We start from the raw sequence: 15,648 nt of genomic DNA on the forward strand, positions 1-15,648 counted from the left end.
ATTATAAATTTTCCACTTCAGCACGAAATGATTGTCCCATTTCCTTAAACCTTAATTTCACCTTCTCAAAAAAATCACCCGTCCAAAACCCCTTCAAATCCTCCTCATCCAAAACATCCGTTTCAGGGATTTTGAACGTCTGCTCCATGGGTCCCGACTCAAATTTGAGGATGTATTTGTTATTCCAGGAGAATACACTGATGCGTATATCCTCCTGGATAAATTCTTGTACTACTCTCATTTTCCAGTTATTACCACTGATGAAAATGTAATGTTTGACTTCAAAGACGATGCTACAGAGCAGTATTTCTCCACAGCAAGCGCGACAACTTTAGCAAACTCCTCTTCTTTGGCATCAGGAGAAGTCAGGATGAATTTCAGGTGTATATCCGTGTAAAAAGCCGGAACACCTTCATTTCTCTCCCCTTCCACTTCCACAATGAAATCTATAACGGTTTTTCGTTTCTTTTTCATCATCAAAACCGCATCCACCGAGGCACAGGATCCCAATGCCGACAACAGCATATCCATCGGAGATTGCGCTTTTTTGTCCTCTGGGTCGTACATATCAATCTGTACCACATTCCCTTGCGTGTTAACCGCTTCATACTCATGATCCGCTTTCATGCGAACCGTTACATTTCTTTTTGCCATTTTTCTTTTGATTATAATCCTCGATCGGATGATTTATTCACGCTACAAATCTCCCCATTCCAACTTACATATTTCTGCGATACTGCCCTCCCACTTCATAAAGTGCATGGGTTATCTGCCCAAGTGAACAATACTTTACAGCTTCCATTAGTTCCTCAAAAATATTCCCATTTTCAACAGACACTTTTCTAAGTGCTTGCAGATGCGTTTCAACCAAATCCGGATGCGAAGCCTTCAGCGTTTCCAACGTTTTAATCTGAGCTTCTTTTTCATCTTTCTCTGCCCTGATCACTTCCCCGGGAGTTACCGTAGGTGATCCATCCGAAGAAAGGAAAGTATTCACCCCAATAATCGGGAACTCCCCCGTATGTTTGAGCATTTCATAATGCATACTTTCCTCCTGTATTTTACCACGCTGATACATCGTCTCCATTGCTCCCAGGACGCCTCCACGCTCGGTAATCCTATCAAATTCTACATACACTGCTTCCTCTACCAAGTCTGTCAACTCCTCTATAATAAAAGAACCCTGAATAGGATTTTCATTCTTGGCAAGTCCCAATTCTTTATTGATAATCAATTGGATAGCCATAGCTCTACGAACTGATGCTTCAGTAGGTGTGGTGATTGCTTCATCGTAAGCATTGGTGTGCAGGGAATTGCAATTATCATAAATCGCATAGAGTGCTTGTAGCGTAGTTCTGATATCATTGAAATCAATCTCCTGGGCGTGGAGCGAACGGCCTGAAGTCTGTATATGATATTTTAGCATCTGCGAGCGCTCGTTTGCGCCGTATTTTAGCTTCATTGCTTTAGCCCAGATTCTTCTGGCCACTCTGCCGATTACCGCATATTCGGGATCAATCCCATTGGAAAAAAAGAAGGAAAGGTTTGGCGCAAATTGATTGATATCCATTCCTCTACTGACATAGTATTCCACATAGGTAAAGCCATTGGAAAGGGTCAAAGCCAATTGCGTAATAGGATTGGCTCCAGCTTCCGCAATATGATAACCGGAAATAGAAACAGAATAGAAATTTCGTATGTGCTGTTCGATGAAATATTGCTGCACATCTCCCATCAGTCTAAGCGAAAATTCGGTAGAGAAAATACAGGTATTCTGCGCCTGATCCTCTTTCAGGATATCCGCCTGTACGGTTCCCCTCACCCGGGCGATTGTATCGGATTTGATTTTCTGATATACCTCAGCTGGCAAAACCTGATCTCCGGTCACACCCAACAGCATCAGCCCCAGCCCATTATTCCCTTCAGGGACTTTGGCATTATAGGTTGGTCTGGCAAGGTTTTTACTTTTATAAATTTGGGCTATTTGCTTATCTATCTCCGCTTCCAGTCCATTCTCTTTAATATAAACCTCACATTGCTGATCTATCGCTGCATTTAAGAAGAATGCGGTCATTGTAGCTGCCGGACCATTAATAGTCATTGACACTGAGGTCATTGGATCCACTAGATTAAAGCCGGAGTAAAGCTTTTTGGCATCATCCAGGCAGCAAACATTCACACCGGAGTTACCGATTTTACCATAGATATCCGGCCGGTAATCGGGATCTTCGCCGTACAAAGTAACGGAGTCAAATGCTGTGGAAAGCCGTTTTGCAGCCATATCCCTGGACACATAATGAAAGCGCTTGTTTGTTCGCTCCGGACTGCCTTCTCCCGCAAACATACGGGTAGGATCCTCCCCCTCTCTTTTAAATGGAAAAACACCCGCAGTATAAGGGAATTTTCCGGGAACATTCTCCCTCAAGCCCCATTTCAAAATATCTCCCCAAGCCTCGTACTTAGGTAAGGAAACCTTCGGAATACGCGTCTCTGAAAGTGAGGTGGAGTAAGTTTTAATCCTGATCTCCTTTTCGCGTACTTTGAACACATAAAAGTCCTCAGCAAATTTGGCTGATTCGGAAGCCCATTCTTCCAGCCATTTTTTGTTTTTGGGGTCGAATTCAAGTTCTACCTGGGCATAGACTTCCTGAAGTTCCTTGACCAATCTATCCTTGTCGGCTACGCTCGTAGTTTGTATCGCTTCAATGGATTTGGTAATGCTATAGAGCTGTTGGGCGATTTCTCTTTGCTCCTCTACCCAGACATCATAATTTCGGTTGATTTCAGAGATTTCCGACAGATAGCGGGTTCTGGCCGGGGGAATAATATAAATTTTCTCTGAATTCCCCGCCGTTAACCCAAAATTGCTGTGCAGTGCTGAATGCTCCTCGGAGATCTTGGAAATCAGGGTACGGTAAAGCTGGTTCATACCCGGGTCATTAAACTGAGAGGCAATGGTGCCAAAGACAGGAAGATCCTCATCCTTGGTTTCCCATAGCTTGTGGTTACGCTTATACTGCTTTTTCACATCCCGAATGGCATCCAATGCGCCTCTTTTATCAAACTTATTCAGGGCTATCACATCAGCAAAATCCAACATATCAATCTTCTCTAATTGAGAGGCGGCCCCGTATTCAGGTGTCATCACATAAAGTGAAAGATCTGAATGCTCAATGATCTCGGTGTCAGATTGGCCAATTCCAGAAGTCTCCAAAATCACCAGATCGTAACCGGCGGCTTTCACAGTATCCACTGCGTCTTGAACATAGCGTGAAAGTGCAAGATTTGACTGGCGGGTGGCAAGAGAGCGCATATATACCCGTGGATGATGAATTGCATTCATCCGTATCCTATCTCCCAACAGTGCTCCACCTGTTTTTCGTTTAGATGGGTCAACTGATATAATAGCCAGAGTTTTATCATCAAAATCCATGATAAATCTCCGTACCAATTCATCCACCAGGGAAGACTTACCTGCTCCACCGGTTCCGGTAATACCCAGCACAGGGATCTTAGAATTCTTACTTTGTTTTCTTACTTTTTCAAGAAGCGCAGAAGAATTTTCAGGGAAATTTTCAAATGCGGAAATGGCCCTGGCGACATGCTCCTTTTTATCCACGCCTAATACAAACCCCTCAGGCAGCTCATCACCTATTGCAAAATCACATTGGCTCACCAGATCGTTTATCATTCCCTGTAAACCCATAGCGCGTCCATCATCCGGAGCGTAAATCCTGGTAATTCCGTAGTCATGAAGTTCGCGGATCTCCTCAGGAAGGATAGTCCCGCCACCTCCGCCAAAAATCTTTACATGTGCAGCACCTTTTTCGCGAAGCAAATCATACATGTATTTGAAAAACTCCACATGCCCACCCTGGTAGGAAGTGATCGCAATTGCCTGCACATCCTCTTGTATGGCACAGGCTACGATCTCCTGAACAGATCTATTATGACCTAGATGGATTACTTCACAGCCAGTAGACTGGATGATCCGGCGCATAATATTTATCGCTGCATCATGCCCGTCAAAAAGCGAAGCAGCAGTTACTATTCGAATGTGGTTTTTGGGTTTATAGCTCTCAGGAATTGTGGTCATGGAGTTGGATTGGCTTGATGTTGTATTCAAATTATTTGGCGATGGCATGCTTGGCACCTTTTTGCACAGTTCACAAATATAACATTTTAAAGGCGCTCCACTTTCGCTATTGCATGAAAAACAAAATATAATTTGGCCGGAAGATCGCTAGAATTACGACTGAACTAAACCTTTTTTCAGGGAATATTTCCGATCTTGGATGCTTTAACGTGTGTATTTTCAACTCCTTAATCTTTCCTTTATGATTACCTATGTCACCCCTGAAGTTGCCGTTTCTTCCATACAAAGCCATCAGCGGGTTTTTATACACGGAAGTGCAGCCACTCCTACTATCCTCTTATATGCGCTGGCAGCAAGAAAAGATGAGTTAAAGGAGGTAGAAATAGTCGCCATTACCACCCTTGGTGACATGCCCTTAGTATCTGATGAATGCAAAGGGAGTTTTTATATGAATTCCCTATTTGTTTCTCAAAACGTACGTGAAGCCGTCAATTCAGAGCACGGAGGTTATGTCCCTATCTTTTTAAGTGAAATAGGCAGTCTATTCAGGCAGGGTATTTTAAAAATAGATGTTGCTATTGTTCAGGTTTCTGAGCCGGATGCCCATGGATTTTGCTCGCTAGGCACTTCTGTGGACGTAGCCAAACCAGCTGTAGAAACGGCAAGGATAGTGATAGCGCAGGTCAATAGGCAAATGCCCAGAACACACGGTGACGGTCAAATCCACACCTCCAGGTTTCATGCAGCCATATATGTAGATGAGCCGCTACCAGAGGTGAATTATGCAGAAAAGATCACAGACACAGAACGGAAAATAGGAAATCATTGCGCTGCCCTGATAGAGGACAGATCTACCTTACAAATGGGGATTGGTGCCATTCCAGATGCGGTACTGGACTCGTTAAAGCAACATAAAGACCTTGGCATTCATACCGAGATGTTTTCCAATGGTATATTGGGATTGCTGAGATCTGGTGCTATTACCAACAAATACAAGAAAAAACATCCGGGGAAAATCGTTTCCGCTTTTGTCACAGGTTCCAAGGAGCTTTACGATGCTATAGATGATAATCCGGAGTTTTCCTTCCATGAGGCTGCTTATGTCAATGACACTGCTGTAATCCGCAAGAATCCAAAAGTCATCTCAATCAATAGCTGCCTGGAAATGGACCTTACCGGGCAGGTGTGTGCTGATTCTATTGCGAGCTACCAATACTCAGGCGTGGGCGGTCAAATGGACTTTATGCGCGGTGCGTCTCTTTCTGAAGGTGGCAAACCAATCATGGCCATGACCTCTACTACCCGGAAAGGCACTTCAAAAATAGTCCCGTTCTTAAAAGAAGGTGCCGGAGTGGTCACCACCCGGGCTCATATGCAATACGTGGTCACAGAATACGGTATGGTCAACCTCTATGGAAAAAACTTGCGTCAACGCGCATATGAACTGATGCGGATCGCCCATCCAGATCACAGGGAAAATCTGGAAAAAGCCATTGTAACGCGATTTGGAAGTTTCATATATCCATTCAGGTGAACTTGCCACCTAGGCTAAAGCGATTGATGGGCTTCGAGCTTCACTGGGCAACCGAAGTAGTCTTATTTGAATCCTCCGCCTTCCTAATGGAAAATCCCTGACCCAAACCTTCGTTTAAGGTATGGATACTTGCTTTTTAACCACGGGCTAATTTGTATCCTTTTTGCAAGTCCATTCCCTAATTGAATTGCATGTACAGCGTGTTCACAATGAAAAGTTGCTCATGCTTTTGGCTCAAGTCGATCTCCTTGATAGGGATAAATTAGGCATCCGAATTCAAAAAAACGGTGTAGAGCCTTTGATAGTCCAGTCGATCCATTATCTCAAGGATGGAGTAAACCATTCCCATTTAGCTGACTATTAAACGCTAAGTGCCCTATCCTTTCAACATGGGACGCTATCGCCACCAGAGCATAAAATCATCCTTGCAGGGGCATACTTGGAAGTATTTTCGAAACGCATCAAAGAAGATGATACCGAAGAGCAAATAAATGACCTTCGAAACCAGCTTGCTCCGATCAAAGTGCAGGTGAAGGGCAAAGACATTTACAATAATGCTGTTGTCGCAGAAAGAAACCTTGGCTGGTTTTTACGGCATGAGGTTGTTTAATATCAGACATCTAGTAAAAACAAACGTCAAGTTTTTTAATCAAAAAACTTGACAAACAGACCCAATCAGGTTTAATATTTGTCCAGTTTATTATTGAAAAAACTGGACAAATGCTTATCTTTGTGATAGATTTATCAGCATGAAAGTCACCGATTTAGTCGAAACCAAAATTGAACGACTGCCCAAAGGGCATGTGTTTACCTTCTCCGATGTCAGTTCGGGACAGGAAGGGAAAGAAGCTGTCATAAAAGCCCTAAACCGCATGGTGCGTGTTGGAAAGCTTGAAAAACTGGCAAAAGGCAAATTCTATAAGCCCGAAGCAACAGTTTTCGGCAAGTTACAGCCCGAGCTTAGACAAGTCGTGAAAGACCTCTTGGAAAGAGAGGGAAAGGTAATTGGCTATCTGACAGGTTTGAGTATTTACAGCCAGCTTGGCCTGACCACACAAATCAGCAACGTCATACAAATTGGAAAAAATGATATACGTCCTAAAGTAAATCGGGGACGCTATACTATTTCCTTTATCCAACAAAAGAACCCAATCACACAGGACAACATCCCATTGCTTCAAATTTTGGATGCAATCCGCTATATCAAAAAAATTCCCGATACGTCGGTAACAAGCGCATTTAAGCGCATCAGTTCAATTATCGACAGCCTTTCATTTGCCGACAAGCAAAAGGCGATGAAGCTGGCTTTAAAATACCCCCCCTCCACAAGAGCAGCCTTGGGAGCCATTTTGGATACTACTCAAAACCGCATCGATACGAGTTCTTTGCGCAAAACACTTAACCCAATCACATCCTACACCTTGGGAATTGCCGAGGAATGGCCAGTTGCCAAAAAATGGAATATCACATGAAATTGCACGAAAACAAACAACTCTTCCGACAGGCAGTCCAGTTTACTTCTCAACAAATGGGCATTCCTGAAATCTATGTGTAGAAGGACTATTGGGTAACCTTCATTCTGCATGCGATATTTTCAAGCCCTATTGATACTGAAACAGTTCTTAAAGGCGGGACATCCTGGGGAAAGCCATAGTGGACAAATTAGGAAGTTACATATACCCATTCAGATAAAAAGTATGTAAAATCCAGAAGCCCGTTTTTATTTATTCTGCTTCTCTTTAGATTAGCGAATTAATACTAACCCAAAACAGCTAATGTCTTCTAAAAAATATGCTTTTTTCCTCTCAATCACAGCCGCTCTGGGCGGCTTTTTATTTGGATTTGACACTGCTGTAATCTCAGGGGCCGAGCGGGCAATTCAGGATGTCTGGAAATTAAGTGACCTTACCCACGGGCTTGCTATTGCTATGGCACTATATGGCACTGTCATCGGTGCCTTATTCGGAGGAATCCCTTCAGATAAATTTGGACGCAAGAAAAGTCTTCTCTGGATCGGGGCACTGTATCTGATTTCTGCCGTAGGTTCGGCAATTGCTCCAGATCCCTACTCCTTTATGTTTTTTAGATTTATCGGAGGATTGGGCGTTGGTGCTTCTTCAGTAGTGGCCCCCATGTATATTTCTGAAATTGCCCCAGCCAAAAACAGAGGACTGCTTGTTGCGCTTTATCAGTTCAATATAGTCTTCGGAATCCTAATGGCCTATCTGTCCAACTACCTGATAGGCACAGCCGGAATAGCCAATGACTGGAGATGGATGCTTGGAATGGAGGCAGTTCCAGCGTTGATTTACACCCTGATGATTTTTAGGATTCCCGAGAGCCCACGCTGGCTTATTGCAAAGTTCAATGACCAGGTGAAGGCGAGAGAGATTCTCACCCGAACAGACCCTGAGGGAGTCGATGAGGCTATTCGGTTGGCGATCATTGAAGAGCAAAGCATCAAACAAAAGGGAAGCTTCTCAGCCCTATTCAGTAAAGCATTTTTATCCACCACCATGCTAGCTGTATTTATTGCCTTTTTCAACCAGGTTTCAGGTATCAATGCAATAATCTATTTTGCCCCACGCGTCTTCGAGATGGCAGGAATATCTACAGAATCTGCGCTTTTCTCTACCATTGGTATAGGTGTGGTAAATTTGTTTGCCACCTTTGTAGGCTTGTATTTAATCGATAGAATCGGCAGGAAAAAACTGATGTACATCGGCTCGCTTGGCTATATCATCTCCCTTTCGCTCATGGCATACAATTTCCTTGTAGGAGGAATTGATAATTTCTGGTTACCCCTATTTGTCTTTGCATTCATTACTTCACATGCAGTGGGACAAGGGTCTGTTATTTGGGTATTTATATCCGAAGTATTCCCCAATGAACTTCGTGCCTATGGCCAATCCATCGGCTGTTTTACCCATTGGATATTAGCCGCATTGATCGCAAATGTGTTTCCTTATTTTGCTACCCAATTTGGCCCGGGATATATTTTTGCATTCTTCGCTCTAATGATGGTTTGGCAATTGCTCTGGGTAAAATTTAAAATGCCGGAAACCAAAGGAAGATCCTTGGAAGAGATACAACAAGACTTACATAATACCAATGCAGCATAAAGTAGTCATATTCGGAGAAATGTTATGGGATTGCTTACCCTCAGGTGCTGTTCCGGGAGGGGCTCCCATGAATGTTGCCTTAAATCTTCATCAGCTAGGCTTAGAGTCAAGACTCATTTCTGCTATTGGAAATGACCAGGCTGGGCAAAAGCTCTTGGAGTTCTTAACAACATTCCAACTTCCTGTGGATCTGATTCAGGTGGATCAAGATCATGAGACTTCCAGCGTTTTGGTAAACGATACGGATCCAGAGAACATAAAGTACACAATAGTTTCTCCGGTGGCATGGGATTACATACACTGGAATGCCAGAATGGATGCCGCTGCAGCTGCTTCGGACGCATTGGTGTTTGGTACACTAGGGGTGCGGAATGCAGAGAGCCTAACCACTCTTCTCAAATTACTTCATCATAAAACCCTCCGGATATTTGATGCAAACTTTCGGCCACCATTTTATGATTTTGAGATCATAGTGACCTTATTAGGTTTTACCGACATTCTAAAAATCAATGAGGATGAGCTGGAGATTTTTGCTGACTATTTTGCTATAGACTCAAGCATAATCAGTGTATGTAATCATCTGGATACGCATTTCCCGATGGATCTTATCTGTGTCACGCAGGGCTCAAAGGGTGCCATACTTTACAAAGCAGGGAAAATAATCAGCCATGAAGGCTATAAAGTAACAGTGGCTGACAGTATCGGGGCTGGAGACGCTTTTCTCAGCGGGTTCATCAAAACCTATTTAGCGAATCAGCCACTTGACCAAGTTCTTGACTTCGCATGTAAACTAGGCGCCTTCGTAGCAGGCAAAAAAGGAGGAACACCGAGGTATGAGATCTCTGATCTATAACAAGGTAGGCACAGGTGCTGTCAGTCTCTGTTAACAAACTGACCACTGTGACTGAAGAGCTGATCACTTAGACTGAATACTAAAACCCTCCCTTAATCTTCTCAGCAATCTCTGCCAGTTCCCCGTTACCCAATTTTAGCTTTGGGCGGGTAAAATTGATGTCATCCATGGTATTCAAAGGCACGAGATGCACATGGACATGGGGGACTTCTAAACCAATCACAGCAACACCTATTCTTGTGCATTTGATTGTCCTGTCCATAGCTTTGGCTACCCGCTGGGCAAAAAGATGCAGGCCAGAAAGTGCTTCGGGCTCCAGATTAAAAATATAATCAACTTCTTGCTTAGGAACAACCAGCACATGGCCTTTTACCAAAGGCATGATGTCCAGAAAAGCAATGTAGTTTTCATCCTCAGCTACAATGTGGCCTGGAATTTCTCTATTGATGATTTTGGTGAAAATTGATGCCATAATCTGTAAAAATAAAAATCCCGGCATATACCGGGATTGAGTTTAGAATGAAATGTCCAATATTTCGAATTGAAGTGTTCCTGCAGGAGCTTTTACTTCGGCGATTTCACCTACTTTCTTTCCTACCAGGCCCTTACCAAAGGGAGAGGCAAGGGAAATCTTTCCGGCTTTCAAATCAGCCTCTTCCTCAGACACTAAGGTATAGCTCACGGTCATGCCGTTTTTCACGTTTTTGATCTTCACCGTAGTCAGGATTCCAACTTTGGAAGTATCCAGCTGTGAGCTGTCCAGAATCCGGGCATTCCCCACCACTGCTTCCAATTTTGCAATCTTAAGCTCCAAATGGCCCTGCGCATCCTTGGCTGCATCATATTCTGCATTTTCGCTTAGATCACCTTTGTCTCTAGCCTCGGCAATTTGGTTGGAAATATCAGTTCTTCCTTTCGTCTTAAGCATTTGAAGTTCGTCCTTCAACCGCTTCAAACCTTCTTCAGTATAGTATTGTATTGTTCCCATAATCTACTCTTAGTAAAAGCCACAAAAAGAAAATAACGGTCGCAAGACGGGACCGTTACCTTGTTTTTGGCTTGTATTTGAGCTACAAAGATAACAAAGCTTTGAAACAAAGCAAAACCGGATTTTTTTTCTTCTACCCTGTGGCCGATGTACCAGGGCATTCCAGAACGTGTCGCCTGCGGCGTGCCTACCTCAAGAAAGGGCCAGTTTACCCGAATTGACAACACAAGCTACCTTAATCTTGGCTCGTCGCTCGCTAGCAACCATTCATTCCCCTCACAGGTTTTGCAGGATCCCATTTCTTGAATCCCCGGCCTCAACGCTCCACAGTGCGTACAACTGTAGGTTTTTTTCATCACAAATTCCTTACAAGGAAAATTATAAATGGAAGGCAAAATAGGCAATCCCGGAATGACTTTATCGTCAGGAAAATAAAAAACACTTAGATCGCCGGAAGTCTCCAAATAAGCGAATTTCACTTGACCAAGATGAGAGACGGACTGCTGCCGGAGTTGGGAAAACAACTCATCATAAGCCAGGGATTCGTTAAGGAAATTTTTATAGATGATTTTACCATTTTCTATCAATTTCACCGGTTTCCCCTCTACAAATTCTTCCACTTTCTCAAAATGGCCTGTCAGGTAAGTGATCAATTTGTATAGACTTATAACAACAATAAAGACTAAAATAGCTGGTAGTAAAGCCACGTCTTCATAAAACATTGGATCTCCTGCCGCAGAGCCAAGTGAGATAATTATTGCCAATTCGAATACTGAAAGCTGTTTAATACCCCGCTTCCCGGATAGCCTGAGCACAATAAGTACAATAAAAAACATTACTGCAGTGCGGAGAATTACTTCTGCCAAAAATGCGTAAGGGATATCCTCGCCGATCAATAAACGTCTAACGTCAAAAAGATCCAGTGATTCTCCAGATTCCATAGTATTCTCCGAAAGTAAAACGATGGCGCCTCCTCGCGACAGTGACTTTTATATAGCCTACAGACATTTAAGTTGTAGTATCTATTTTGGGCTTACTCTGAACTTTCACTTGACCAGTTTGGTCTTTTAAATCTGAGTAAACTTTTCACAGCCATGGCCGGTCAATGGAGGCATCATCGCTTTGTTATAATTTCTAATCCGTTAATTTTATTTTCCCATTTTCATCATAAATAATAGTCTTTGACTGTTCTCCCGCACCTACAAAAGTGACTTCATAGTAGGTGATGCTCTCCTCTTCAAAAATTCGTTTTCCCGTGATTTTATCTATGGAAAGAGAATTGTCCCTTGCTATTGCGTCGAGCACAGGTGAAGGAAGTTGAACAGTATCTACCTGATCCAACGTTCCGGGAAGTATGGTACCGTCCCGCTTCACGATATTCGTATCTGCTTCATGAAGCTCTCCCCCCATTTCATTCTGTGCTTCAACACTTTCTTCATAAGCCTTCTCTGATCGCTCTTTACAGGAAACAGTAAGAATTGTCAAGGCGACTAGGCTAACTAACAAATATTTTCTCATAGGTGATTTTGTTATATGATCTCTCAATAGGGCGCGTGAGATCAGTGTCTTGAACTAGTGCATCCCAAAAATCCGCCCAATTTAAATTCACCTGACCTAGCAGGCATTTAATTTCATCATCCCCAAGATCCTGATTACAAAATAAAAATCTGGAGTAAGACTACTGGATTGTCGTATACAGAATAATTCCCTCAAAAATGTAAAGCATACATTCATAAAAATACCTACTTAAAAAAATGAATACACGGGAGCCCAACAGCGCAACGACACAATGGCACGACTACCTTCTCACTTACAATACACTCATTTTGAGCTTTTTATTTCCCAAAATGTGGTTTTCAAAAATTCGATTTTACAAATTTGACTGGTAAAAATTGAAGGGCATTAAAGATCTTTAAATTCCTTCTTGATCCTTTTCACCAAAACTTTATTAATCTTTTCATACGATTCATAAGTCCATCCAGCCACATGGGGACTAAATAAAACATTCTCACGGGCAGCGAGTTTTTCAAATTCAGCTTTTTGCTCCGGGGTAAATTTTTGGAATTTTTCATTTTCCAGCACATCCAGTAAGGCTCCCCGTAAAATACCTTCATCCAACCCTTCATTCAATGTCCTGAAATTTATGACCTCCCCCCTGGCTGTATTAATCAGCCAGAAAGGTTTAGCGAAACTTTTCAGCTCTTTCAGTGTGAAAAAATCTCTTGTCTCAGGAGTAAGCGGTACGTGTATGCTCAAAATATCTGCTTCCGCTTTCACTTTTTCCCACATCACTTCCCGCACGAAATCATCTCCAAAATCCATCTTATATTTATCGAAGGCGAGAATATCCACTTTAAAACCCCGGAGTCGCTGTGCAAAGGACTTGCCCATATTGCCATACCCCATGATGCCGACGGTTTTTCCCATCAGTTCATGGCCACGGTTTCCTTCTCTGTCCCAAATTCCCTTTCTGACTTCCTGGTCTGCTTTTCCCACCTTATTAAATAATGCCAAAAGCATCCCGATGGCATGCTCAGCCACTGCATCCCGGTTTCCTTTAGCAGCATGAAAAAGCTTAATGTCCTTTTCGGCCATGTACTCCAAATCAATCTTGTCCAGCCCAGCTCCGGCTCTACCTATAAATTTGAGGTTGGTGGCACGCCTTAGCAGATCCCGGTCCATCGGCGTTTTTGATCGGATAATGAGGCCATCAAATTCGGAGACTGTATCCAAGATTTCATCTCGGGTGATTAGCGGTGAGTATATGACCTCATGTCCTCCCTTCTGCAACATGGGTATAATACTTTCATGCATTTCGTCAATTATGAGAATCTTCATTTTTGAAGGAATTAAATATGTAATAAAGAAATGGCAACCAAAAAATAAACGGCAAGTCCAATAAGATCATTTGCAGTGGTGATAAAAGGCCCCGAGGCCAAGGCAGGGTTCACTCCAAATTTATCCAGAACAATAGGTGTGATCGTTCCCATAAATGAGGAAAGCAATACCACTGAGAATAAGGCTATAGAAACAACCAATGCGAAAGAAACCTCATTATGGTAAATCAGCACGACTACCGCAAACACAAAAGTCGCCAGGATTAGACCATTTAACAAAGCCACTAACAATACTTTGAGAAAACGCTTTGCCAATGAATCATCAAAGATTGACTTATTGGCCAAAGACTGGACTACCAGGGAAGACGACTGAATCCCCACATTACCTCCAGTGGCAGTAATCAGCGGAATAAAGAATGCCAATGCTGTCACCTTGCTTAGCCCCTCCTCAAAAAAACCGATAAACCCTGCTCCCAGCAAACCTCCACAAATCCCAATCAACAGCCAGGGAAGCCTTGCCTTGGTAAGTTTGATAACGCTATCGTATTCATCCACCGCATCAGAGATACCTGTCATCGCCTGCATATCTTCCTCAGCTTCTTCTCTGATCACATCCAGAATATCATCGACGGTGATCCTTCCCACCAGCTTGTTTTTTGCATTGACTACCGGTACAGATTCCAGATCGTACTTACGCATGATCTCAGCAACCTCCTCCTGATCCATGTGGGTAGGAACTGAGATTACTTCTTCCTCGTAGATATCTTCAATCTTCGTGTCTTCAGATGCAAGGATAATACGTTTCAGAGAGACCAGTCCCAATAATTGCTGCCGGTTGTTCACCACAAAAATGGAGAATATCTTATTTACATTTTCTGCCTGACGGCGGATCTCATTGATGGTTTGTACTACATTCCAGTTTTTATTTGCGCGGATGTATTCCTTGGCCATAATTCCTCCGGCGGTGTCTTCATCGTAGCGTAGGAGTTCGAGGATCTGGTCAGACTTGACCTTATCCTGGAAATGGCTAATGATATCTTCCCGCTCTCTTTCCAAAAAAAGATTGAGTATATCCGCGCCGTCATCGGAGTCCATCAATTCAATCAAGTTGGCCATTTCCTGGATTTCCAGTTCCTTGAGCACTCTGTGTTGATTGGTGGCTTCCAGTTCAATGATAATATCCGCAGCCAGCTGCGCATCTAATACCCGCAAAACATAGATCGCATCCTCCATCGAAAGCTCATCAAGCAGCGCAGCAATATCTGCCACATTCACTCCATCCAGAGACTCCTGAATGAAGTTCAAATCCTGTGATTCAATCGCCTGACGGAGACTTTCCAGGTATTCTTTCGAAAGTTCAAACTGCTTAATGATTTCCACGGGAAGCTTCGATTGTTTGGGTGAGAAATATGAAATCGGCGACATCCAGCTGCTCTGCCCGTAAATCCAAAATCGGATTTGAATTAAAGTCAACTGGCAGATTAAAAGGTTTAAGGCAGTTTCGCAATGTTTTGCGACGATTGCCAAATCCTGCCTTTACTACCTGTTTAAAGAGTTTTTCATTGCAATCCAGTTGTTCTGTCGCATTCCGGGTCAATCTGATTACTCCGGAATTTACTTTGGGAGGAGGGTCAAATACGTGCGGAGGAACTGTAAACAGGTATTCTATATCGTAAAAAGCCTGCAGGAGCACTGATAATATCCCATAGTCTTTGTTCCCCTTTGGCGAGGCAATCCGTTCAGCCACCTCCTTTTGAAGCATGCAAACCACTTCAGTCACCTGATTTTTTACCTCAAGCACCTTGAAGAAAATCTGCGAGGATATGTTGTAAGGGAAATTCCCTGCAATGGCAAACTTATCCTGAAGTACTTCCTCTAGGTTCATTTTCAAAAAGTCGCCTTCTATGATCTTCTCCCCTAGTTCAGGATATTTTTTATTCAAATAGGCAATAGATTCTTTATCGATATCAATCAAGAACAAATCCAGCTCCTGCTTCAAAAGAAAATCAGTAAGCACCCCCATGCCAGGACCTATCTCCAGAACTTTAGATACCTTGTCATGCCCTTTGACCGCTTGGGCGATTTGCTCAGCAATGCTCAAATCGGTCAAAAAATGCTGTCCCAAGTGTTTCTTGGCTTTGACCTTTTCCATCGGTTAGCTCAGATAAATTTTTATAAATTGCGAAACCAAAATTAAGAGAATAATTCTAAAGGACTA

General features: G+C 43.0%; 15 protein-coding genes. 5 read left to right on the forward strand and 10 right to left on the reverse strand.

Annotated elements, in window-relative coordinates; genetic code table 11:
- Nucleotide 1: 1 nt before the first annotated feature.
- The 3 genes from AS141_RS13160 to AS141_RS13170 form a co-directional block, all read right to left on the reverse strand.
- On the reverse strand, nt 2-241 hold the full coding sequence (locus AS141_RS13160; RefSeq protein WP_057938120.1) for a hypothetical protein: 240 nt from the start codon (nt 239-241) through the stop codon (nt 2-4).
- A complete protein-coding gene (locus tag AS141_RS13165; RefSeq protein ID WP_057938121.1) occupies nt 238-654 on the reverse strand; it encodes an OsmC family protein in 417 nt (138 codons plus the stop codon). The genes AS141_RS13160 and AS141_RS13165 overlap by 4 nt, the downstream gene beginning before the upstream one ends.
- Nucleotides 655-718: 64 nt before the next feature.
- Nucleotides 719-4,096, reverse strand: coding sequence for a methylmalonyl-CoA mutase family protein (locus tag AS141_RS13170; RefSeq protein WP_057938122.1), 3,378 nt, complete (start codon nt 4,094-4,096; stop codon nt 719-721).
- A gap of 241 nt (nt 4,097-4,337) precedes the next feature.
- Here AS141_RS13170 and AS141_RS13175 point away from each other — a divergent pair, with 241 nt between their 5' ends.
- The 5 genes from AS141_RS13175 (at nt 4,338) to AS141_RS13195 (ending at nt 9,605) form a co-directional block, all read left to right on the forward strand.
- A complete protein-coding gene (locus AS141_RS13175; protein ID WP_057938123.1) occupies nt 4,338-5,630 on the forward strand; it encodes an acetyl-CoA hydrolase/transferase family protein in 1,293 nt (430 codons plus the stop codon).
- A gap of 439 nt (nt 5,631-6,069) precedes the next feature.
- The gene (locus tag AS141_RS26590; protein ID WP_157243470.1) at nt 6,070-6,240 is read left to right on the forward strand and encodes a hypothetical protein; all 171 of its coding nucleotides are present in this window, start codon (nt 6,070-6,072) and stop codon (nt 6,238-6,240) included.
- 139 nt (nt 6,241-6,379) lie between these two features.
- The gene (locus tag AS141_RS13185; protein ID WP_057938125.1) at nt 6,380-7,102 is read left to right on the forward strand and encodes a DUF6088 family protein; all 723 of its coding nucleotides are present in this window, start codon (nt 6,380-6,382) and stop codon (nt 7,100-7,102) included.
- 303 nt (nt 7,103-7,405) lie between these two features.
- Nucleotides 7,406-8,752 carry a sugar porter family MFS transporter gene (locus AS141_RS13190; protein WP_057938126.1) on the forward strand — a complete coding sequence of 449 codons (1,347 nt, stop codon included), beginning with the start codon at nt 7,406-7,408 and terminating at the stop codon, nt 8,750-8,752.
- Nucleotides 8,742-9,605 (forward strand): PfkB family carbohydrate kinase, encoded by an 864-nt coding sequence (locus tag AS141_RS13195; protein ID WP_057938127.1) that lies wholly within the window; start codon nt 8,742-8,744, stop codon nt 9,603-9,605. Before AS141_RS13190 ends, AS141_RS13195 begins: the two co-directional genes overlap by 11 nt.
- A 79-nt stretch (nt 9,606-9,684) precedes the next feature.
- On the opposite strand, the gene AS141_RS13200 is transcribed toward AS141_RS13195, so the two are convergent.
- The 7 genes from AS141_RS13200 to rsmA all read right to left on the reverse strand — a co-directional run bounded on the left by AS141_RS13200 (nt 9,685) and on the right by rsmA (nt 15,582).
- Complete coding sequence (locus tag AS141_RS13200) at nt 9,685-10,077, reverse strand: HIT family protein (RefSeq protein WP_057938220.1); 393 nt, start codon at nt 10,075-10,077, stop codon at nt 9,685-9,687.
- Nucleotides 10,078-10,119: 42 nt separating this feature from the next.
- Complete coding sequence (gene greA / locus AS141_RS13205) at nt 10,120-10,593, reverse strand: transcription elongation factor GreA (protein WP_057938128.1); 474 nt, start codon at nt 10,591-10,593, stop codon at nt 10,120-10,122.
- A 230-nt stretch (nt 10,594-10,823) separates the two neighbouring features.
- Nucleotides 10,824-11,534 (reverse strand): DUF421 domain-containing protein, encoded by a 711-nt coding sequence (locus AS141_RS13210; RefSeq protein WP_057938129.1) that lies wholly within the window; start codon nt 11,532-11,534, stop codon nt 10,824-10,826.
- Between the two features lie 193 nt (nt 11,535-11,727).
- Nucleotides 11,728-12,111, reverse strand: a complete 384-nt coding sequence (locus AS141_RS13215) for a hypothetical protein (RefSeq protein WP_057938130.1) — start codon at nt 12,109-12,111, stop codon at nt 11,728-11,730.
- A 384-nt stretch (nt 12,112-12,495) separates the two neighbouring features.
- Nucleotides 12,496-13,431 (reverse strand): 2-hydroxyacid dehydrogenase, encoded by a 936-nt coding sequence (locus tag AS141_RS13220; RefSeq protein ID WP_057938131.1) that lies wholly within the window; start codon nt 13,429-13,431, stop codon nt 12,496-12,498.
- 11 nt (nt 13,432-13,442) lie between these two features.
- Nucleotides 13,443-14,810 (reverse strand): magnesium transporter, encoded by a 1,368-nt coding sequence (gene mgtE, locus AS141_RS13225; RefSeq protein WP_057938132.1) that lies wholly within the window; start codon nt 14,808-14,810, stop codon nt 13,443-13,445.
- Nucleotides 14,797-15,582 carry a 16S rRNA (adenine(1518)-N(6)/adenine(1519)-N(6))-dimethyltransferase RsmA gene (gene rsmA / locus AS141_RS13230; RefSeq protein ID WP_057938133.1) on the reverse strand — a complete coding sequence of 262 codons (786 nt, stop codon included), beginning with the start codon at nt 15,580-15,582 and terminating at the stop codon, nt 14,797-14,799. The genes mgtE and rsmA overlap by 14 nt, the downstream gene beginning before the upstream one ends.
- Between the last annotated feature and the right edge of the window lie 66 nt (nt 15,583-15,648).

It is taken from the genome of Algoriphagus resistens, assembly GCF_001442615.1.
GTDB lineage: Bacteria > Bacteroidota > Bacteroidia > Cytophagales > Cyclobacteriaceae > Algoriphagus > Algoriphagus resistens.